The sequence below is a fragment of the Pyxidicoccus sp. M6 genome (genome assembly GCF_055568925.1).
In genome coordinates, this window is record NZ_CM145714.1 from 6,317,012 (window position 1) to 6,338,196 (window position 21,185).

Annotated in this window: 18 protein-coding genes; 8 read left to right on the forward strand and 10 right to left on the reverse strand. The window is 66.2% G+C overall.

The genetic code is table 11. The features are described from left to right. The first annotated feature begins 83 nt into the window (after nucleotides 1–83). The 4 genes from ACVTJA_RS25175 to ACVTJA_RS25190 all read left to right on the forward strand — a co-directional run bounded on the left by ACVTJA_RS25175 (nucleotide 84) and on the right by ACVTJA_RS25190 (nucleotide 6,398). A complete protein-coding gene (locus ACVTJA_RS25175) occupies nucleotides 84–911 on the forward strand; it encodes an alpha/beta fold hydrolase (protein WP_465839807.1) in 828 nt (275 codons plus the stop codon). A gap of 397 nt (nucleotides 912–1,308) precedes the next feature. After that, entirely contained in the window at nucleotides 1,309–2,886 is a 1,578-nt protein-coding gene (locus tag ACVTJA_RS25180) for a sensor histidine kinase (RefSeq protein ID WP_465839808.1), read from the forward strand. Beyond that, nucleotides 2,883–3,248 (forward strand): response regulator, encoded by a 366-nt coding sequence (locus ACVTJA_RS25185; protein ID WP_465839809.1) that lies wholly within the window; start codon nucleotides 2,883–2,885, stop codon nucleotides 3,246–3,248. The genes ACVTJA_RS25180 and ACVTJA_RS25185 overlap by 4 nt, the downstream gene beginning before the upstream one ends. A 123-nt stretch (nucleotides 3,249–3,371) precedes the next feature. Beyond that, entirely contained in the window at nucleotides 3,372–6,398 is a 3,027-nt protein-coding gene (locus ACVTJA_RS25190; RefSeq protein ID WP_465839811.1) for an error-prone DNA polymerase, read from the forward strand. 73 nt (nucleotides 6,399–6,471) lie between these two features. Here the strand turns inward: ACVTJA_RS25190 and ACVTJA_RS25195 are convergent, their stop codons facing one another. From ACVTJA_RS25195 to ACVTJA_RS25230, 8 genes are all read right to left on the reverse strand, one after another. Next, nucleotides 6,472–7,152: a hypothetical protein gene (locus ACVTJA_RS25195; protein WP_465839812.1), complete on the reverse strand. Its 681-nt coding sequence runs from the start codon at nucleotides 7,150–7,152 to the stop codon at nucleotides 6,472–6,474. 68 nt (nucleotides 7,153–7,220) lie between these two features. Next, nucleotides 7,221–7,862: an MAE_28990/MAE_18760 family HEPN-like nuclease gene (locus ACVTJA_RS25200; protein ID WP_465839813.1), complete on the reverse strand. Its 642-nt coding sequence runs from the start codon at nucleotides 7,860–7,862 to the stop codon at nucleotides 7,221–7,223. After that, a complete protein-coding gene (locus ACVTJA_RS25205) occupies nucleotides 7,859–8,911 on the reverse strand; it encodes a GmrSD restriction endonuclease domain-containing protein (RefSeq protein ID WP_465839814.1) in 1,053 nt (350 codons plus the stop codon). The genes ACVTJA_RS25200 and ACVTJA_RS25205 overlap by 4 nt, the downstream gene beginning before the upstream one ends. 85 nt (nucleotides 8,912–8,996) lie before the next feature. After that, on the reverse strand, nucleotides 8,997–10,664 hold the full coding sequence (locus ACVTJA_RS25210) for an acyl-CoA dehydrogenase family protein (RefSeq protein WP_465839816.1): 1,668 nt from the start codon (nucleotides 10,662–10,664) through the stop codon (nucleotides 8,997–8,999). A 139-nt stretch (nucleotides 10,665–10,803) separates the two neighbouring features. Next, nucleotides 10,804–11,376 (reverse strand): imm11 family protein, encoded by a 573-nt coding sequence (locus ACVTJA_RS25215; protein WP_465839817.1) that lies wholly within the window; start codon nucleotides 11,374–11,376, stop codon nucleotides 10,804–10,806. Nucleotides 11,377–11,466: 90 nt separating this feature from the next. After that, complete coding sequence (locus tag ACVTJA_RS25220; protein WP_465840514.1) at nucleotides 11,467–11,724, reverse strand: imm11 family protein; 258 nt, start codon at nucleotides 11,722–11,724, stop codon at nucleotides 11,467–11,469. 22 nt (nucleotides 11,725–11,746) lie between these two features. After that, nucleotides 11,747–12,046 carry a hypothetical protein gene (locus ACVTJA_RS25225; protein ID WP_465839819.1) on the reverse strand — a complete coding sequence of 100 codons (300 nt, stop codon included), beginning with the start codon at nucleotides 12,044–12,046 and terminating at the stop codon, nucleotides 11,747–11,749. Nucleotides 12,047–12,195: 149 nt separating this feature from the next. Beyond that, nucleotides 12,196–12,981, reverse strand: coding sequence for a DUF6209 family protein (locus ACVTJA_RS25230; RefSeq protein WP_465839820.1), 786 nt, complete (start codon nucleotides 12,979–12,981; stop codon nucleotides 12,196–12,198). A 178-nt stretch (nucleotides 12,982–13,159) separates the two neighbouring features. Here ACVTJA_RS25230 and ACVTJA_RS25235 point away from each other — a divergent pair, with 178 nt between their 5' ends. Then, nucleotides 13,160–14,920, forward strand: coding sequence for an ATPase (locus ACVTJA_RS25235; protein ID WP_465839821.1), 1,761 nt, complete (start codon nucleotides 13,160–13,162; stop codon nucleotides 14,918–14,920). Nucleotides 14,921–14,923: 3 nt separating this feature from the next. On the opposite strand, the gene ACVTJA_RS25240 is transcribed toward ACVTJA_RS25235, so the two are convergent. Continuing rightward, entirely contained in the window at nucleotides 14,924–15,703 is a 780-nt protein-coding gene (locus tag ACVTJA_RS25240; RefSeq protein WP_465839823.1) for a WbqC family protein, read from the reverse strand. 199 nt (nucleotides 15,704–15,902) lie between these two features. Here ACVTJA_RS25240 and ACVTJA_RS25245 point away from each other — a divergent pair, with 199 nt between their 5' ends. Next, nucleotides 15,903–17,969 carry a GAF domain-containing sensor histidine kinase gene (locus tag ACVTJA_RS25245; protein ID WP_465839824.1) on the forward strand — a complete coding sequence of 689 codons (2,067 nt, stop codon included), beginning with the start codon at nucleotides 15,903–15,905 and terminating at the stop codon, nucleotides 17,967–17,969. 2 nt (nucleotides 17,970–17,971) lie between these two features. Here the strand turns inward: ACVTJA_RS25245 and ACVTJA_RS25250 are convergent, their stop codons facing one another. Beyond that, entirely contained in the window at nucleotides 17,972–18,754 is a 783-nt protein-coding gene (locus tag ACVTJA_RS25250; protein WP_465839826.1) for a phytanoyl-CoA dioxygenase family protein, read from the reverse strand. Nucleotides 18,755–18,898: 144 nt separating this feature from the next. On the opposite strand from ACVTJA_RS25250, the gene ACVTJA_RS25255 reads away from it, so the two are divergent. Both ACVTJA_RS25255 and ACVTJA_RS25260 read left to right on the forward strand, forming a co-directional pair. Beyond that, nucleotides 18,899–19,861 (forward strand): alpha/beta fold hydrolase, encoded by a 963-nt coding sequence (locus ACVTJA_RS25255; RefSeq protein ID WP_465839827.1) that lies wholly within the window; start codon nucleotides 18,899–18,901, stop codon nucleotides 19,859–19,861. A gap of 262 nt (nucleotides 19,862–20,123) precedes the next feature. Further along, nucleotides 20,124–21,080: a hypothetical protein gene (locus ACVTJA_RS25260; protein ID WP_465839829.1), complete on the forward strand. Its 957-nt coding sequence runs from the start codon at nucleotides 20,124–20,126 to the stop codon at nucleotides 21,078–21,080. The last annotated feature ends 105 nt before the right edge of the window (nucleotides 21,081–21,185 follow it).

Genomic DNA, 21,185 nt, shown 5'->3' on the forward strand with positions numbered 1-21,185 from the left:
GTGGGGGCATGGCGTAGGGCGGGAAACAATCGCCCTGGAGCCGGAGGTTTCGGCTCCGGACCACCGCCGTATCCTGGATATCCATGCCGTTCCTGTCCATTCGTGGCGCGAAGCTCTACTACGAGGACACTGGAGGCCCCGGCGAGCCGGTGCTCTTCAGCCATGGGCTCCTATGGGACTCCCACCTGTTCTCCCGGCAGGTGGAGGCGCTGAAGGGCCGGTACCGCTGCATCAGCTATGACCACCGCGGGCAGGGCCGCAGCGAGGCCCCCGAGGACGGCAAGCCCATTGACCTGCGCACCGTCTACGAGGACGCGGTGTCCGTCATCCAGGCGCTGCGGCTGGCGCCGTGCCACTTCGTGGGCCTGTCCATGGGCGGCTTCGTGGGGCTGCGCGTCGCGGCGCGGCACCCGGAGCTCTTGAGCTCGCTGGTGCTGCTGGACACGTCGGCGGGGGCGGAGCTGCCGAGCAACCTGCCGCGCTTCCGCATGCTCTCCGCGGTGACGCACTGGCTGGGGCTGGGGCCGGTGGTGGACCGCATCATGCGCATCTACTTCGGGCCCACGTTCATGAATGACCCCGCGCGGCGGGCGGAGCGGGAGGCGCTGCGCCGGCAGCTCGCCAGCAACCCGCGCGCGGTGTGGCGCGCCATGGACGGCGTCATCAACCGCCGCAGCGTGGAGGACGAGCTGCACCGCATCGTCACCCCGACGCTGATCCTCGTGGGCGAGGAGGACGCGGTGACGCTGCCGGAGATGGCGGACCGGCTGCACGAGCGCATCTCCGGCTCGCGGCTGCTGCGGCTGCCTCACGGCGGGCACATGAGCAACCTGGAGCAGCCCGAGGCGGTGAACGCCGCCATCTCCTCGTTCCTGGACGAAATCTGCGAGGACCAGCTCCAGGCGGTGTGAGGGATTGCGCAATCCCTCACGGCGTGTCTGGGATTGATTCCCGGGCGCGCGCAGCTCTCGGCGCAGGGCGCGGACTCGGACAATGGCGGTGGGAACGGCAGGGGAGGCGAGGGCGCTGCAGGCCGCATGGGCTCCGAGGCACCGGCTCCACCGTCCCCGCACTCCCTTGTAGAAGGATGATGCACCCCAGGCGCGTGGTTTGAGGTGCGAAGAGCCCACGCCCTTCCGGGGCCGCGACGGCGCGTCCGTGCCTGGTATCCGCCGGCGCTTCACGGTGGGTAGTTCGAACTCCCAGGAACTGAACAGTTGCTCGGTCTCCCCCGGGATTCAAAGTAGGGGGCCGGCCCCTCATTCTCTAGGCTGCCCCCGGCCCTGGGTTCCATTGGAGACAACCTGCTTGAGCACCGCCCATCAGCCCATCCAGTCCCCTGTGGAAGGCGAGCCCGTGGCGCCACCTCGCCAACGCGAGGATCGCTACAAGCTCGCCATCCAGAGCGTGAAGGACTACGCCATCTTCATGCTGGACGCGGAGGGCCGGGTCCAGACGTGGAACTCGGGCGCCGAGGCCATCAAGGGCTACAAGGCCGAGGAGATCATCGGCCACTCCATCTCCCGGTTCTACACGCCCGAGGACGTGGCGGATGGGCGGCCCCAGCGGCTCCTCGGCGCCGCCGTGCGGGACGGGCGCGTGGAGGACGAGGGCTGGCGGGTACGCAAGGACGGCACGCGCTTCTGGGCGGACGTGGTGATTACGTCGCTCTGGGACGAGTCTGGCAAGCTGTACGGCTTCAGCAAGGTGACGCGGGATTTGACGGAGCGGCGCGCGGCGGAGGAGGCGCTTCGCCAGAGTGAGCTCCGCTTCCGGCTGCTCATCCAGAGCGTGAAGGACTACGCCATCTTCATGCTGGACCCGACGGGCCATGTGGCCACCTGGAACACGGGCGCCGAGCGCATCAAGGGCTATACGCCCGAGGAGATCATCGGCCAGCACTTCTCGAGGTTCTACCCGCCGGAGGAAGTGTCGAGCGGCAAGTGGGAGCGGGAGCTCGAGATTGCCGTGGCCGAGGGGCGGTTCGAGGAGGAGGGCTGGCGGGTGCGCAAGGACGGCTCGCGCTTCTGGGCGAACGTCGTCCTCCAGCCGGTATGGGACGGCGACCAGAAGCTCGTCGGCTTCGCGAAGGTGACGCGGGATTTGACGGAGCGGCGCGACGCGGAGGCGGAGCGCCTGCGGCTCGCCCAGGCGCAGGAGGCCATCCGCCTGCGCGACGAGTTCCTCTCCATCGCCTCGCATGAATTGAAGACACCGCTGAGCGCCATCCAGCTCCAGCTCCAGAGCCTGTTGCACGGCAGCCACGGCCTGGAGCCGAAGCTGCGCTCCAAGGCGGAGCGCGCGCTGCGCGGCGGCGAGCGGCTGACAGCCCTGGTGGAGGCGCTGCTGGACGTGTCGCGCATCGCCACGGGGCGGTTCGTGCTGAGCCCCAGCCGCATCGACCTGGCGCGGACCGTGGAGGAAATCACGGAGCGCTTCCGGGAGCAGGCCGCGCAGCAGGGCTGTGAGCTGCTGCTCCGGCTGGGAGAGTCCGTCACCGGCGAGTGGGACTTGTTGCGCGTGGAGCAGGTGGTGACCAACCTGCTGTCCAATGCGCTCAAGTATGCGGCGGGAAGTCCGGTGGAGCTGGCGGTGAGAGCCGAGGGCGACAACGCCGTCCTCACGGTGTCCGACAGGGGACCGGGGGTACCGGAAGCCGAGCGGGACCGCATCTTCGGCCGCTTCGAGCGCGCGGCCCCGATGCGTCACTTCGGTGGGATGGGGCTGGGGCTGTACGTGGCCCGGCAGATTGTCGAGGCGCACGGGGGCGCCATCGCCATCGAAAGCGTGCGACCCCACGGGGCCCGGTTCATCGTCACCCTTCCGCGCGCGCCGAAGCCGGCGGCGGCTCCGAAGGCATCCGTTGGAGAGGAGGCGGGCTCGTGAAGCGGCACAAGGTGCTGGTGGTCGAGGACGACACGGAGATCCGCGAGGCGATGGTGGAGCTCCTGGAGGACCAGGGCTGTGAGGTGACGGGAGCCGCCAATGGCGAGCGGGCGCTGGCCTGGCTCAAGAGCACGGAGGCGCTGCCGTGCCTCATCCTGCTGGACCTGATGATGCCCGTCATGGACGGCCATGCCTTCCGGGAGGCGCAGGTGCAGGACCCGGCGCTGGCCGGCATCCCGGTGGTGGTGGTGTCCGCGTACCGGGACGTGTGCGGAGATGCCGAGAAGCTCAATGCGGCCGCCTTCATCAAGAAGCCGCCGCGGCTCGAGGAGCTGGTGTCGGCCATCGACCGGCATTGCTGAGGCCTCAAGCGGGGCGGCGTGTACCCGGATCGTCCTGACTGACATCAACCCATGACGTCTCCTCGCCTGCTGAGTGCAGATCCAACCTAGCGCCTGAACGCCCGGCCAGTATGTTGATCGGCCGTGGACTACGCCGAGCTCGTCTGTCGCTCCAACTTCTCGTTCCTGCGCGGCGCCTCGCATCCGGAGGAGCTGGTGGCCACGGCCGCGAGGCTCGGGTTGCGCGCGCTGGCGCTGACGGACGCGGACGGGCTGTACGGGGTGGTGAAGGCGCACCTGGCGGCGAAGGAGCACGGCCTGAAGCTCATCCTCGGGGCCGAGCTGACGCTGGAGGATGCCCCGCCGGTGGTGGTGTACGCGGCGGATGCGACCGGCTACGCGAACCTGTGCAGCCTGGTGTCGCAGAGCCGGATGACGCACCCGAAGGGCGAGGCGGGGCTGCCCTGGCGGGCGCTGGCGGACCGCTCGGCGGGGTTGCTCGCGCTGCTGCCGGAGCCGTGCCCGGTGGAGCGCGTGGCCCCGCTGGCGGAGGCCTTCCCGGAGCGCTTCCACGTGGGCCTGTGCCGGACGCTGTCGGCGGGGGACTTCGCGCGGGAGACGCGGGTGGACGCGCTGGCGCGGGAGTTGGGCGTGCCCGTGGTGGTGCACAACGACGTGTACACGCACCACCGCCGGCGTCAGCCGTTGCAGGACGTGCTGGTGGCGATTCGTCACGGGACGACGGTGGACAAGACGGGGACGCTGCTGCTGCCCAACGCGGAGCGGACGCTGAAGGGGCCGTATGAGATGGCGCGGCTGTTCGCGGACCGGCCGGAGGCGCTGGAGCGCTCCTGGGAGCTGGCCTCGCGCTGCCATGCCTCGCTGGATGACCTGCACTACCGCTTCCCGGAGGAGGACCTGCCCGAGGGACGCACGGCGAACGAGCACCTGCGCGCGCTGACGTATGAAGGGCTCGCGGTGCGCTATCCGGGCGGCGTGCCGCCGGAGGTGGTGCGGCAGATTGAACATGAATTGAAGCTCATCGCCGCGCTGGACTTCGCGGGGTACTTCCTGGCGCTGTGGGACATCGTGAAGTTCGCGCGAGGGCGGGGGATTCTCTGCCAGGGGCGGGGGAGCGCGGCGAACTCGGCGGTCTGCTACGCGTTGCAGATCACGGCGATTGACCCGGTGCGGATGGGGTTGCTGTTCGAGCGCTTCCTGAGCATGGAGCGCAAGGAGCCGCCGGACATCGACGTGGACTTCGAGCACGAGCGCCGCGAGGAGGTGCTCCAGTACGTCTACGAGAAGCACGGCCGGCAGCGGGCGGGCATGGTGTGTGAAGTCATCTGCTACCGGGGCCGTCTGGCCTTGCGCGAGACGGGCAAGGCGCTGGGGCTGTCCCTGGACCAGGTGGACAAGCTGTCGAAGGTGGCGGCGGCGAACGGGTTCCAGGTGACGCCGGAGGTGCTGCTGGAGGCGGGGCTGTCTGCCTTTGACAGCCGGGTGCAGAAGACGCTGTCCCTGGCGATGGAGATGGAAGGCTTTCCGAGACACCTGTCCATCCACGTGGGCGGCTTCGTGATTACGCGGGAGCCGTTGACGGAGCTGGTGCCGGTGGAGAACGCGGCGATGCCGGGCCGCACGGTCATCCAGTGGGAGAAGGATGACATCAACTCGATTGGCCTGCTGAAGGTGGACCTGCTGGCGCTGGGGATGCTGACGGCGCTGTCGAAGTGTCTCGCGCTGATTCGAGAGCACCACGGGCGTGAGCTGTCATTGGCGACGATTCCGCCGGAGGACCCGAAGGTCTACGACATGCTGTGCGAGGCGGACACGGTGGGCGTGTTCCAGATAGAGAGCCGCGCGCAGATGAACATGCTGCCGAGGCTGAAGCCGAGGACGTTCTACGACCTGGTGGTGGAGATTGCCCTCATCCGCCCGGGCCCGATTGTCGGGAACATGGTGCACCCGTTCCTGAGGCGCAGGAACGGGGTGGAGAAGGTGGAGTACCCCAGCGAGGCGGTGAAAGAGATCCTGGGGAAGACGCTGGGCGTGCCGCTCTTCCAGGAGCAGGCGATGAAGCTGGCCATGGTGGCGGCGGGCTTCACGGCGGGGGAGGCGGACGGGCTGCGGCGGGTGCTGAGCCACAAACGCGCGGAGTCGATGCTGTTGCAGTACCGGGGCCGCTTCGTGGAGGGCTGCATTTCCCGTGGGTACGCACGAGCCCAGGCAGAAGAATGGTTCGACAACTTCCGAGGCTTCGCGCACTACGGCTTCCCGGAGAGCCACTCCGCGAGCTTCGCGCTGATTGCGTATGCGTCGAGCTGGCTGAAGTGCCACTACCCGGGGGCCTTCACGGCGGCGCTGCTGAACTCCCAGCCGATGGGCTTCTACGCGCCGCACACGTTGGTGGCGGATGCGCAGAGGCACGGGGTGGAGGTGCGGCCGGTGGACGTGCAGCGCTCGAAGTGGGACTGCACGCTGGAGGACGGCGGGAAGGCGCTGAGGTTGGGGCTGCGGATGGTGAGGGGGCTGGGGGCGTCCGCGGGGCGCCGGGTGGAGTCGGCGAAGAGGGAAGGCGAGCTCTTCCGCGACGTGGGAGAACTGGCGAGAAGGGCCAGGATTCCGAGACACGAGCTGACGCGGCTGGCGCTGGCGGGATCGCTGGCGGAGCTGTGTGGCTCGAGGCGCAAGGCGCTGTGGGAGATCCAGGCGCTGGGGCCGCTGGACTCGGATGATCTGTTCTTCGGGATGTCGATGGACGGCACGGAGGTGGAGCTGCCGTCGATGAACCTCTACGAGCGTGTCGTCGCCGACTACGACACGGTGGGGCTGTCGCTGGAGAAGCACCCGCTGGAGTTGCTACGGCCCACGCTGAAGAAGATGGGCGCGGTGACGGCGGAGGGGCTGAAGAGGGTGCGCTCGGGGCAGAAGGTGGCGGTGGGCGGAATGCTCATCTGCCGGCAGCGGCCTCCGACGGCGAAGGGCATCTGCTTCATCTCACTGGAGGACGAGACGGGGATTGCGAACCTCGTGGTGCCTCCGGACGTGTACGAGGCGTGCCGGAAGCAGATCCACGGCGCCCTGTTCATCGTGGGCCAGGGCGTGCTGGAGCGCTCGGGAAATGTGACGAACGTGAAGACGAAGTCTGTGAAATCGCTTCAGCAGTGACCACAAATTCAGTTTGGTGCGATACGTCTTGCCGGAGTCGAACTGGAGTAGACCAAGAACGAATCGTAGCGAATCATGTGGGCTGGCGAGCGTGGGCGAACTGCTCCATGCGAATGTTGAGAAGGTCGTTGGCGAACCCGCGCACAATCAGTGCTTCCAGGTCTTCAATCATTCCGTCGTCCACTGAGTAGGCGCTGAAATATGCGGCTAAATCGTGGAGGCGCAAATAGCTCTTTCGAGGCTGTCTTGCATGTTCATATTGCGGTTTGAATATTTGATTTCGGTGTGGGTGTGAAATTTGGAAAAGAGTTTGAGTCAGGCGCGGCCTGTTGAAGGCGTTGTTCATCTCTTTCCACAGGGACTGCTTGCGTGCTTTTCCTGCATATAGGGCGCGCCCTCCTGAATCGTAGAAAACGTACACCCCTGATTGTGACTCCAGTTCTTTGCGCAACCCCTTGAGATAGAGCGTACTCTTTGAGTCAAATATTTCGTACTTTGCTCCGTTCCTTGATTGGGCGCATTGGACCCGAAAGTGTTCAGCTATTGGTCTTATCGCATTGTGCTGAGATCTGCTGATGGCGGATTTTTGGGTTTTCCTTATGAGGCGCGCCATCTGTAGCGGTGTTACATTTTTGTTGCTCTTCTTCCAGGTAATTATTGTCTGTGTGGTGATCCCAAGGACTCTTGCTAGCTCGATTTGAGATCGAGTCTCAAGTGTTTTCTCTAGTGCGGCAAAGAAGTCTTTTGCCTTCATGTTGTGAACTGGAGGGTGCGCAGTTAGGGGAGTCAACTCTCTGTGGTTGAGAGCGGCTGGAATTCTTCTTATCTTCGAAACTTCTGCTGACTGGCTGCGTTGTCTACTTCGTTTCCAAAAAGCACAAGCAATTCGTCGATGTGAGGGTAAAGTTGGAGGTAGTCTTCGAGTGCGACTTTTTCATCGTCGCCATGCGCAACTCCATTTCTGAGTTCCAGCAGGCGCTCAATAATGGGTTTCTCTGCGAGGGAGTACTCAGGGCGATAGTCAAGACCCAGGGTCTCTATGATGTTTTTGAACAGATCAACCTTGAGGTTTGATCCGGTGTCTATTGTTTTTTCGATTGAAATGTATGCCTCTTCGGATTGTTTGGCTCGGAAGAAGTTGACTACATCGATATGCGGCCTGATTTTGTTGGATTGTTGGGCTGTGTTGAGCGTTTTGCGCGATGCTATGGCAGTGATGTTGGCCGCCAGTTCATCATATGGTAGGCGCTGGTTGTTGATGAATTCGAGGTAGTACTCGCCTGTCGTCTTGACGAATCCTTCCCAATGCGCGTAGAGCACGGCTATGGCGCCGCGAAGGAATGTTCGCCTTTGGAACCCCATGGTGTTGTCTATTAGTGACTTGTATTGAATCAGTTCCTTTCTGCGCCAGCCCAGGTCTTTCTGTATGGCCGAGTTGAGTTGCGTGAGGGTGCGTATGCTCATGGGATGAAGTGTTTTCTTCCGAAGGGAATCGACTTCTGAATTCTCTCTCTGGCGGGAACGCCAATGCCGATGTGATCAGTAAAGTCAGGGCTGTTCCACATGGACTTGATTAGGGTGGTGAGCTTTGATGGGGCGTTTGATGTTTGCTGCCATTTGTTGATGTTGTGGGCGACGCCGAGAGCGACGGCCTCATAGGCTGAGATTAGAAAAGGCCCTCGAAAATCCGACTTTGAGCTGTCGTATTTTCTGAAGCTGTTTTGGTTGAGGGCCTGCGATAGTAGGTTGAATGTCTGTTCGAATGTGGATTGTTCGTTAGCTCGATTGAAGTTTTGATTAGAGGCGAGGATGCGGTTTTGTTCATCGAGGAAGTCGCCCAGATCCTCGATCTTTCGCAGTTGTTGCTCGGGGATTTGGTGAAGTGCAAAAAACCTTAGCAGAAGCTCTGTGCGGTATTGTTGGTCTTCAAGGCGCTCGGATAGTTGAACGCACTCTTTGAAGTTGATGTTTCCGTTTAGCGTTTGCATCCAGTCGAATAGGGATTCGTTCATCCAGACGAGAACGCAGTTGCGAACCTCTTGTCTGGATGCAAGGCTCCCACCTGTGTTGAGTCTCTCAAATAGTTCGTACTTGCTGGTGGGGTCGGACTCTTTGAGTATGATGTGTAGGTCGAGTCGTGAGCGCCTGAAGTCGAGTTGCTGTGAGGTTGTAAAGGCTTCTTCTGGCTGGAGCCTGTTCTCGAAGGACTTCCCTTGGAGAAGCGGAAGTAGCTTCGTTTCTGAGAGCACAAGAGGCTTTTTCAATGCGCCGTTGGGATCTTTTAGAATACCTAGGAATTCAAAGATGGTGCCGAGTCGTTGGACTCCGTCCACAACATCCCATCTCCCTTCTTTGTCTTGGGCAACAAAAATTGGAGGGATGGGGATGCGCAACAGTATTGACTCAATCAGCTTTGTCTTCTGGTCGATTGTCCATCGTAGAAATCTTTGGAACTTGGGATGAGTATCAAGTTCTCCTCTTTCATAGAGGCCAGCCAGTTCTCCAATCGACATGGAGAGCCGATCGCTGTGGGTTTCTTCGGGCTTCGATCTGTTCCTGTAAATCCAAGATGCCTCCAGTAGGTGTTTGTTTCTGAAATTAGTTCTCGCTCAGCAGTCGAGCGTCATCTAAATCCAGTTCATCCCAGATGAGGTCAACGCCATGCTGCACGAACCGCAGTGCCGCTGCCTTGCTTCGTGGCCCGTGCTTGTTGTCCATGCACCACTGCGCATGTTCGCACAGCAGTGTCAATTCCAACGTCCGCCCTAGCGTAAGTGCGAACCGTCGGGCTCCAGCCTCCAGCATCGCGGGATTGCCCAGCGCTTCAGACACCCACGCCCGCGCGTGCTCCAGTGCGCTGTGCGCCGCGTCCACGCAGGGCCGCAGACCCGAGTCACGCACCTTCGCCAGTCGGCTGTCCACCTCGTGGAAGAACGCCTCCAGCGTGCCTTCCTTCGTCAGGGCCCGCAGCGCATCCAGAGACAGAACGTTCGTCGTTCCCTCCCAGATGGACAGCACCTGTGAGTCCGCCTGGATGCGTGGGATGCCCGTGTCCTCTACGTAGCCCGCGCCGCCGAAGGACTCGGAGACCTCGGACGTGACGTGCACCGCTTGACGCCCCGTCGTCAGCTTCGCCAAGGGCGTCACCAGCCGCTGAAGTAGCAACTCCTGCTCCGTGGCCACCTTCGTCTCCAGTCGTCCCAGCAGCTCCACCGCGCGGAACGCCAGCATGAACCCCGCTTGGAACTCCGCTTCCAGTCCCGCCAGCGTGTCCACGTGGAGCGGCTTCTCCGCCAGCTTCGCTCCGAACTGCACCCGCTTCTGTGCGTAGTCTCGGGCCAGTGCCAGCGCACGACGCATGCTCCATGCCGAGCCTGTGGCGTTCCATGTGCGCGTCACGTTCAGCATCCACGCCATGTTCTTGATGCCGTCCGTCAGTCCGGCCACCGGAATCGCCAGCGTCCCATCCAGCGTCAGTTCCGCCGTGGGCACCTTCCGCGTCCCCAGCTTGTCCTTCAGCCGGTTGATCTGGATGCCATTGAGCTTCCCCGCAGCATCCCGCGTCTCCACGTAGAAGATGGCCAACCCCTTACCACCGGGGCCATTGCCCTCGGGCCGCGCCAGCGTCAGCGCCATCTGCGCCGTCGTCGCTGACGTGAACCACTTCGTCCCGTAGAGCCTCCATCCCTCGGGCGTCTTCCGCGCCACCGTCTGCGTCAGGCCCACGTCCGAACCACCGGTCCGCTCGGTCATCCACTGGCCCGACGTCCAGAAGCTCGCCGGGTCGCGCGAGGTCAGGTGGGGCAGGGCGCGCTCAATCAGCTCCCGGTTCCCCAGGTTGAGCAGCGACCGGGCCGCCCCGTCCGTCATCGCCAGCGGGCACGAGTACACGTCAAGCGACGCCTGCACGAGGTAGTTCAGGACGAACTGGTGCACGCGGCTGAGCTCACCGCTCTTCTGCTCGTACGCCGTCGCCACCAGGCCCCGCTTCGCGGCGAGTGCTTCCGCTTCCTTCCATAGCGGCGACACCTCGATGTGGTCGATGCGGTGGCCCCACGCATCCCACTGCGTCAGCTCGGGCTCGTTCAGCCGGTCGCGCAGTTGGAACTGGTAGTAGTACCCGCCGCCCAGCTCGCCCAGCTCGCGGAACTCGTCCAGGTGCGTGCGCCGGATGTCCTCGGGCAGCGTGCGCGCCAGGTAGCTCTGCAGGAGCGTGTCGTCGTCGTACTGGTTGCCAAGTCGCGGAGGGTCCTGGAAGAAGCTCATGCGCCGAAGCTAACACCCGCTCTCCCGGGTGGGCACTCCTCACGTCAGACGGCGGGAGGCGCCAAGGGGCGTGCAGGACTCGCCTGCTACGTCTGCGCATGGGCGACAGCATCCCACCGGATGATGGCCTCGTTCCCACTCAGACTTCGTCGAACTGTGCCCCGACGATCCCAACTCGCTCCAGCGCTTCCTTGATGTTGCCGTCCACGATGATCGGTGGATGCCAGCCCCACAGCCGGAACACATGGGCGTCGCCGACCTTCGACTTGTCGATGCGAAGACCGGACACGGCTCGATACTCTCCAATCTGGTCGGGCCGTTCATCTTCAGGGCCGTAGCGTTGAACCTCCGCACATGCCGCGTCATCGATGCAACGAATCTCGCGCGCGACATTGAGCAGGTAATAGGGCTTGTCTTCCCCTTCGACGTCGACAGGGAAGATCTGCACATCGTCGGGCGCGAGTTCTCGGAACACGGACGCGATCCGTTCGTTGACGATCGGCGTCTGCCCGGCTCCAGCAGTCGTGTAGTCCAGGGCCTTCCCAGGGCGCCTGAAGGGGACACGCAGCTTCTCGTGGAGCTCGACCTTCCGGCCCTGCATGAACTGCCAGCCGTCCTCGAGTTCTGCTCCCGAGAGGTGTCTTGGCTCCGTGAGATACCAACGCCCGGGCACGTACACATCGATAGCCAGGTGAAAGAATCGTCGTTCCATACCCTCAAGCTCCCGGCTTCCCAGGGATGTGCACCCATCGAGTGCCCTGCAATGGTCAGGTCTCGTCGGTGGCAGGACCCACGGACCTTTTCAGACTTCATCGAACCGTCCCCCCACAATCCCAGCCCGCTCCAGCGCTTCCTTGATGTCGCCGTCAACGATGATGGGCGGATGCCACCCCCACAACCTGAACACGCGGGCGTCGCCGACCTTCGACTTGTCGATGCGGAGACCGGATACAGCGTGATACTCGCCTACACGTTCCGGGTATCCGTCTTCCGGAGTGTAGAGCTGGACCTCTTCACATGCTGCGTCGTCGATGCAGCGAACGGTGCGCGCAACATTCAGGAGGTGATGGGGCTCTCTCTCTCTATCCTTCGACCTTCACGGGGAAGAGCTGCACATCTCCGGGTGCCATCTTGCGGAATACGGCGGCGCCTCGCTCGCTCACGATGGGGGTTCCGGCGACGGTTGTCTTGTCGAAGTCCAGAGGCCTACCGGGCCGAGAGAAGGGAATGTGCAACGGCCCGGGGTCGCCAACGGGTTTCCCTTCAATGAACGCCCAGATGTCCGAAACCTCGTGCCCTTCGAGATTCGTGGGTTCGAGCAGGTACCAACGACCAGGCATGTCCACGTCGAAGTTGAGTCGGAAGAATCGGCGATTCGTCACGTCATGCCTCAGGGGCGTTCACGATGTGCTCCCCAACTTCATACCGGCAGTCGTGAGATGCGCAGCAAGACGTTCCCGTGAGTCCTCATAAAGCCCCCGAGTCGAAGCCCCGCGGCCAGAATCACCGCGGGGCAAGCACGACGCTCGCGCTACGGCTGCAGCGTGAACCGGTAGTTCGCGCTGTAGTTCGAGTCCCACCGGTGACACGAGCCACGGTCCCAGTTCTCGAACCACATCTGCACGGACCGAGCTCCAGCCGGCGGCGTAATCGTCACCGGCACGCCGAACCGCGAGTACCCGGACACGGCCGTGACGCTCGTGCTGCCCGACGCGCCCGTGTCGAACCGGTAGTACACCCACACCTCCCACGTCGGCGCGCCGTTGTAGAGCAGCCGGCACTCAGGCAACCGGTCGATGTCGAAATCCACGACGAACGGCTGGCCCGCCTTCAGCGTGCCCACCACGTACTCCACCCAGCCCTCCTGGAAGACAATCGTCGGAGGCGTCGCCGTGCCAGCCGGGTGCACCGTGAAGCGGAAGTTCGTCCCGTAGTTCGAGTCCCACGCCTCGCAGCCCGCGCTCGACACGCGGAACCACACCTCCAGCGGGCCCGAGACGGGCAGGGCGATGACAGGCCCGGCCCCCGTCGTCGGAGCGCCCGCCACGTCGAAGCTGCCCACGGCGCCGTTGTTCAGCTTGTAGTACCCGGTGAGGCTCCAGCCCGGGCTGCCGTCCGGCAGCGTGACGCGGCACTGCGGCAGGCGGGTGGCGTCATAGGCCACCTGCACCTGTCCACCGGCGATGAGCGGCGAGGACTCGGAGAGGCTCCAGTTGGCGTTGAAGGTGATGACCGGCGCCGCCGTCTGCGCCGAGGCAACGGTGCCGACGAGCAGCAGGGGCAGGGTGAGCAGGGACAGAAGTCGCTTCACGGACATGGCTCCTATGGAAGAGGGGAGCCTCCGGCGGGGGCGGAGGGGCGCGCATCCATGCCACAAGCCCTTGACACGGAAAACCCGCACTGCGTGAAAATCCGCCCAACCCCGTCACTGTCCTGTTTCAATGAAACAGCAGCGATGCGGTAGGCTCGCGGGCTCTACCCCCGAGCGAGCGCCAATGTCCCTGTTCAAGAGGCCGTCCCCCTCGGCCCCGGACGAAGCGGCCGACGATTCCAACCGCAGCATCACCCCGGTGGAGACTCCCGCCGTCTCCAGCCCCGTGCTCTCCGGCCCGCCCCGTCCGCGCACCGTCACCAGCACCAGCCCCGCGCTTCCGCCCCGGCCTCCCGCGCCCGCCGCCCAACGCCCGCCGCCTCCTCCGCAAGAGGGTCCCGACTTCCCCACCGAGCGCCGCTCCGTCGTCGTCTCCCCGGACGCCGCCATCCCCGAGCGCCGCGCTCCGTCTCCGCTCGTGTCGCCGCCCGAGCGCCGTGCTCCGCCCGTCACCACCGCGCCCCCCGAGCGCCGAGCGTCGCCTCCCCCGGTCGCCACCGCCACGTACTCGGGGCCTGATCGCCGCGTCGCCAGCAGTCCTCCGCCGAGCGCCGAGCGCCGGGGACCGGGACGTCGGGCCGCGGACGGCGCCCCCGGGGCCGATCGCTTCTGGCCCACGCAGCCGCGCGCCCTGGAGGACACCGGCCTCACGGCGACCTTCGTGGAGGAGCTCGTCCTCAAGGCCCTCTTCGCCGCCGGAGAGATGCGCGGCATGGACCTCGCGGCCCGGCTCCAGCTCCCCACGGCCATCGTGGACGACATCATCGAGGGCCTGCGCCGCCAGAAGTACGTGGACATCCGCGGCGGCGGCGCGTCCGGCGTGGGCAAGTCCACGATGATCTACCAGCTCACCCCGTTCGTGACGGACGTGCTGCGGCAGATCAACGACCGCAACCGCTACAACGGCCCGGCGCCCGTGCCCTTCCAGGAGTGGGTGGCCGCGGTGAAGAAGCAGACCGTCCGCGGCAACCGCATCACCCGCGCGCGGATGCAGGACAAGTTCGGCGACCTCATCATCCGCGACTACATCTTCGACGGCATCGGCCCGGCGATGAACTCCGGCCGCGCCATCTTCTTCTACGGCCCGCCCGGCAACGGCAAGACGGCCATCTGCCAGGGCATGGTGAACTGCTTCGAGGGGGACATCTTCATCCCCTACGCCATCCTCATCGACGACTTCGTGGTGAAGATTTTCGACGCCAACCTCCACAAGCCCGTCGAGGACGACGAGGGCGCCGCGTACGACAGGCGCTGGGTGCGCTGCCGGCGGCCGCTCGTGGTGGTGGGCGGTGAGCTGACGCTGGAGATGTTGGACCTCGTCTACTCGCCGGAGGTGAAGTTCTACGAGGCCCCGTTCCAGATGAAGGCCACCAACGGGATGCTCCTCATCGACGACTTCGGCCGGCAGAAGGTGTCGCCGAAGGAGCTGCTCAACCGGTGGATTGTCCCGCTGGAGAGCGACATCGACATGCTCACCCTGCACACCGGCAAGAAGGTGCAGGTGCCCTTCGACGTGTTCGCCGCCTTCTCCACCAACCTGGACCCGAGCGACCTCGTGGACGACGCCTTCCTGCGCCGCGTCCGCTACAAGCTCGAGGTGCAGCGCCCGGACGAGGAGCAGTTCCACGAAATCTTCCAGGTCATGTGCCGCAAGCGCGGCGTGCCCTACGACGCGGCCGCGGTGGACTACCTCATCGACACGCACTACCGCCCGGTGGGGCGTCCCTTCGCCGCGTGCCAGCCGCGAGATCTGCTCGACCAGGTCATCGACATGGCGCACTACCAGGGCACCGAGCCGCGCCTGGAGCACGCGCTGCTGGACGCGGCGGTGCGCGGCTACTTCGTCCGCTTCGACGCGAGGAAGGGCGCGCCCGCGACGCCCTGAGCCTCACGTCGCCTGCGCGAAAGGTCCCCAGGGCGAGGGCTCCAGCCACCGGCGCACCTCGTCCACGGGGACGTTGGCCAGCACGTCCACCAGCGACATGCCGTGGACGAAGCGGCCCTCGCGGCCCTGCGGATACTCGGGGTGCCGGAAGCGCTGCCACAGCACGCGCACGTCCGCGTCCCGGAACAGCGCCACCTTGAGGTACAGCGACGAGCCCAGGCCCGAGTAGTACGTGTGCGCTCCGAGCTGCTGGCAGTACCGCACCAGCCGCTCCGACTTGTCGTCACCCCGGCGCTCCAGCGTGGAGGCGAGGACGATGTGCGGCGTGAGGCCCAGTGGCTCGTGGAAGAGCGCCATGCTCGCCAGCAGCACCCGCAGCAGCGAGCCCGGCCCGGACTCGCGCGCCGCCGCGTCGTAGAAGGACTCCAGCCGAGGCAGCACCTGCGCGGCGAAGTACGGCCGCTTCCCGTACAGCGCCACCAGCGTCTGGAGATGTTTGCGCGCCCACGGCTGGCGCGTGTCCACGGCCAGGTCCCGGATGAGCATGTCCCGGTGCGGGTCCTCCAGGGGGATGGACAGCCACTGGAAGCCGGGCTCGCTGGGTGGGGGCAGGGGGACGTTGGCCGGAAGTGCCACCCGGGTGCGCCGCTGCCAGCCGCGCCGCAGCCACTGCACGTTGTCCAGCACCACCAGGGTGCCCGCTCGCGCCACCTGCTCGTAGAAGTCCACCCACGGGAGGTAGTGCGGCTGCTCGGCCACCAGAATTCCAGGGATACCCGGCACGGATTCGATGATATGCGGCCCGCCCCGCCCTCTGGTGGCCGTCGAACACCCAACGGAGTCACCCAATTACAGCCCGCTGGGAGGGCCGTGAGGCGGGCGGGACCCACCCTGGAGGGCAAGGGGCGGGCCTGGATTCTCGTACTGCGGGGCTGTAAGATTTCAAATGCACGGCTTCCCAGAGGAAGCAGGAAGGGGCGGGATGAAGTTCCTCTGCGTCAGCACGGACACGCGGCACCCCGTGGCGGAGGAGCTGCGCCGGCAGGGGGAGGACGTGGCGGTGGCGTCGACGGTGGCCGAGGCCGACGCGGCGCTGGTGCACGGGCCGGTGGACGTGCTGGTGGTGGAGGCCAGCGACCTGGCGGCGGACGCGCGGTGGCTGGACTCGCTGCGGATGCGGGCGCGGCCGGACGTGCCGCTGGTGCTGGGGCTGGCGCGGGCGGGCTCGGACGCGGAATTGGAGCTGTTGCTGGCGGCCGGCGTGGACGAGTACCTGGTGACGCCCTTCTCGCAGGGCGAGGTGCGAGCGCGGCGGGTGATGCTGGAGCGGCGCGGCGCGGCGCGGCGCCAGCGGCGGGACTCCGAGGAGGCGGCGCGCGGGGAGATGGAGCGGCTGTCCGCCATCATCCAGACGCAGGCGGACGTGGCGCTGGCGGGGCTGGACCTGGACGAAATCATGGGCCTGCTGTGCGAGCGCTCGCGGGTGCTGTGCGGCGCGGACGGCGCGGCGGTGGCGCTGGTGGAGGACGGCATCGTCGAGTACCGGGTGGCCACCGGCAGCGTGTCCCAGCACACCGGCTTCAAGCTGAAGGTGGAGGGCAGCCTCACCGGCGCCAGTCTGCTGCGCGGCGAGGTGATGCGCACGGACGACACGGAGAACGACGTGCGCGTCAACGTGCGCGCCACGCGGCACGTGGGCGCCCGGTCGATGATTTGCATCCCGCTGTGGCGCGAGGCCCGGCCGGTGGGCGCGCTCAACGTCGTCGCCCGTCAGCCGCACGCGTTCGATGACCGGGACGTGCGCACGCTGGAGCTGATGGCGGGCCTGCTCGGCGCGGCCATGGGCAATGCCACCGAGGCGAAGGCGCGCCAGGAATTGATGGTGCAGCGCACGGCGGCGCTCGCCGCGCTGCAGGAGTCGCAGGAGCTGTTCGAGTCGTTCATGAACAACAGCCCGGTGAGTGCCTTCATCAAGGACGAGCAGGGCCGGCGCGTCTGGGTGAACGAGCCCTACCGCCGCTTCTTCCGGCTGCCGGAGGGCGTGGACGTCCAGCAGCTCGACGACATGGCGCTGATGCCGCTGGCGTCCGCGGAGCACGTGCGCCGCGAGGACCAGGCGGTGCTCCAGTCCGGCAAGCCCAGCGCGACCGAGGGCATGATTCCGACGCCGGACGGCGACGAGCGGTACTGGCTCACCTACCGCTTCATCGTGAAGGAGCGCTCCGGCCGGAAGCTGCTGGGGGGCGTGGCGCTGGACGTCACCGAGCGCAAGGCCATGCAGGCGCAGCTCGTGGTGTCGGACCGGTTGGCCGCGGTGGGCACGCTGGCGGCCGGCGTGGCGCACGAAATCAACAACCCGCTGGCCTTCGTGCTGTCCAACCTGTCCTTCCTCACGGGTGAGCTACAGGGAGTGTCCCGCGAGCTGCCGCCGGGGCGCACCGCGGAGATGGAGGAGGTGCTGCGCGAGGCGTCCGATGGCGCGCACCGCGTGCGGCAGATTGTCCGCGACCTCCGCACCTTCTCGCGCGGGGACGACGAGGTGGCCACCGCCGTCAACGTGCAGGCGGTGCTGGAGTCGGCGATTACGATGGCGCGCGGCGAGCTGAAGATGCGCGCGCAGATTGTCCGCGAGTACCGCGAGGTGCCGCTGGTGGAGGGCAACGAGGGGCGCTTCGGGCAGGTGTTCCTCAACCTGCTCATCAACGCCGCGCAGGCCATTCCGCTGGGCAAGCCGGAGCAGCACGAGGTGCGGCTCGTCCTTCGCCACTCGGGAGACAGGGTCATCGTCGAGGTGAAGGACACCGGCAGCGGCATGCCGCCGGAGGTGCGCGCGCGCATCTTCGACCCGTTCTTCACCACGAAGCCGGTGGGCGAGGGCACGGGACTGGGCCTGTCCATCTGCCACGGCATCGTCACCGGCTTCGGCGGCGAAATCACCGTGGAGAGCGAGGAGGGGCGGGGCAGCACCTTCCGCGTCAGCCTCCCGGTGGCGCAGCGCGGCCGCGACACGCTCGTGTCGTCGCCCATGCGCCCGCACCTGCTGACCTGACTTCAGCGCCTGAACACGGGCGGGAAGACGCGCGGCGCCTTCTTCTTCCTCACGCAGCGCACGTCCGCGCCCATGTAGCAGGCGGAGAACGCGCGGCGGCGCAGCCCGGGACGCCCGCGTCCGGAGCGGTGCCACACGTGGTTGTGCACGAGGATGGACTCGCCCGCGCGGACCGGGAGGGGCAGGGCGTGGCGTTCCGCGTCCGCAGCCGCCACCGCGTCCGCGGGGATGACGCCGCCCAGCGCCGTGACGAGCCCGCCGCGATGACTTCCCGGCACGACTTCCAGACAGCCCCCGCCCTCGGGCGCGTCGTCCAGCGCGGTCCAGATCTGCAAATCTGGCTCGCGCGTGAGGCCCCACAGCTTGCCCCCGTCCTGGTGCCACGGGAGGTTGCTGCCTCCGGCCTGTCCCTTGTGGAACAGGATGGCGCGGTACAGGACGATGTCACCGGAGATGCGGGCGCGAGCAAGCCGCTCGAACAGCGGGTTCTCCAGCCACGCGAGGAAGCGCGGGTCCTTCTCCAGCTTCTCCAGCTTGCGGTAGTCGAGCGACGGCCCCTGCCAGCCCAGGCCCAGCGGCGCATCCTCGTAGCGGCCGGTGGTGGCGTCCGGCTGGAAGAACATGCCCTCATGGACGACGCGGCCGAGCATGAGGTCGTCCGCCCGCTCACGCAGGGCCTCCAGGCCTTCGTCGCCGAGCACCCGGCCCAGCCGGGCATAGCCGTGCTCGGCATAGTGCGCGAGCGGGGTGCTGATATCGAACTGTTCCGCGTCCACGCAGAGCATGCGCCCCACTCATAACCCGGCCATGCCCCGGGCGGGGAGCGTCACGGTGGGGTGAATCACCGCGAGCCACTGTCACGAGGGCGCCTGCCCGGAGGCACGGAGACCTTGCGCCCTCCCGAGGGGCGCCCCATGGTTGGAAGTGGCATGCCCTACCGCCGCTCCACCCGCTTCGTCGTCGCCCCGGATGCAACCCGGGTGGCCTGGCATACGCACGTCGGCGACCTGATGGAGGACCACGCGGACACGGAGTTGCGGGAGCGGCCCACGGTGCTGCTGACCAACGGCATCGGCACGTCGGAGAACTTCTGGCGGTACATCGTCGCCAACCTGGAGCAGGACCACCGGGTGGTGCACTGGAACTACCGGGGGCACGGCAGCAGCGAGGACTCGCGCGGCGGGGACTACCGCGTGCCCGTGCACGTGGATGACCTGGAGCGCGTCACCGAGGCGGTGATGGCTCGGGGCAACGGGCGGCCGCCGCTGCATGTGGCTTTCTCCATGGGCGTGCGCGTCCTGCTGGAGTTGTACCGGAAGCGGCCGGACCTGGTGCCCGCGATGACGCTCATCGCCGGCACGCCCGGGGCACCGGGCTCGGGGAGCCGCAACCCCGTCGCTCTGGCGGCGTTGTCCGCCACGCGGGGGCTGTTCCGGGCCACCACGCCCGTGCTGCCGCTGGCGGCGCCGGTGGCGCACGCGGTGATGGCCAGCCGCTTCGCCTATCCGCTGGGCCGGGCCGTGGGCGCGCTGCGAGCACGCGCGCCGCGAGCGGACATCGACGAGTTCATGAATGCACTGCGGCGGATGAGCCCGGAGGCGTACTGGTACACGCTGCGAGGGCTGGCGGAGGGGCACGCGTGGGACGTGGTGTCCCGCGTGAAGGTGCCCACGCTCATCATCGCCGCGCGCGACGACACCCTGGTGCCGCTGCGGGAGATGGAGCGCATGCGCGACGCCATGCCGCACGCCCACTGGCTGCGCGTGGACGACGCGGGCCACGCGGGACTGCTGGAGGCGGGCACTGAAATCGCGGACGCCGTCCGTGCCTTCCTCGTGCAGCACGGCATGGAAGCGGCACGCCCGGATGCTCCCGCCAGGCCCTCTCTCTAGTCTTCAGCGGAGGCTGGCTTCGGCTTCCGCGCGTCATGGCGCTCCTGTGCCACCTGGCCGGGTTCTGGGGCTGAGCCGGCCACACCGAATCGGAGGAGACCATCCACTACTGGATGCTGGCGCGTGTTCGTGTTCGGCGGTGGATGGCCGGAGTGTCTGTCATTGGATGGAAGGGGCTGCTCCGGGGCGGTGTCTCGCGTGTTCTGATATTGTGATTTTACATCCTTCGTGGATGTGAGTCGCAGTCTCTTGAGGGAAGCGCATGCAGACCGTCGAGCTCGGCCGCTGCCGCGGTGTGGGGAGTCGTGTTGTTTCGTGGGCCCTGGTGTCGTGCGTCCTGATGTCGGGGGCGCCAGGCTGCGGGCAGGTGGAGGAGCCATCGACCGAGCCTCCCGAGCCACAGGTCCAGGTTCAGGAGCTCGAGACCGGAAACGCGCTGTCAATCAATGGCTTGTCGTTCAATGGGCTGTCGTTCAATGGATTGTCGTTCAACGGGCTGTCGTTCAACGGCCTGTCGTCACAGTCGTTCAAGTCGTGGTTCCAGTCGAACCCGGCGCGGGCCGACGAGGTGATGCGCTACGTGGTCCGCTGCGCCGTGCCCGCGGGGCAGACGCGGACCTTCACGGATACGACGGCGGGAAGGACATACACCTGGTCGGGCTCGCTGGGCCTGGCGCCGCTCTGGTCCAGCGGCGTGGCCGCGCCGGAAGCCGAGCAACAGCTCGTCTCCGCATGCCTGGCTGCGCATGTGAATGCCTACGGCATCAGCGTCCCCGTCTCCATCCTGGGCCGGAATGCCCTGGGTGGGGTGCTCGCGTACACGGTCGATGAGCTGAATGGCTTTCCGAAGGAGGAGTCCTGCTTCTTCGGCAATCTCTTCACCGGGCAGGGCATCTACGCGGGCAGCCGCGGCACGCTGTTGAACCTGAGCACGAGCAGCTCGCGGGCGTGTGCCGTGGTGGACGGCTCGGGGAGTCAGCGCAAGAACTGCTCACCGCTCGTCTACGTGGGGGACTGCTCCAGACATTGCTCGCTGGATGTCCTGGGGCTGTTCTACGTCGACTGCAACTACGCGGGTAGACACTTCCGCCCTCTCACCACCCGGCTCAGAGACCAGGACATCTTCCGGTGCGGCGACGGCAAATGCCAGGTGGCGGAGTCGTGTGGAAACGCCAACTGGTACAACAGCTGCAAGGCGGACTGCGGCCTCTGTCAGTGAGCCCGGGGTGCGCCGCCGGCCCGCCTGCCGCGGTGTCCGGAGGCGCACGGGCGGGAGCGCCCGGCGGGACACTTGCGCGTCCACCGCGGAGAGCCTGTCTGCCCC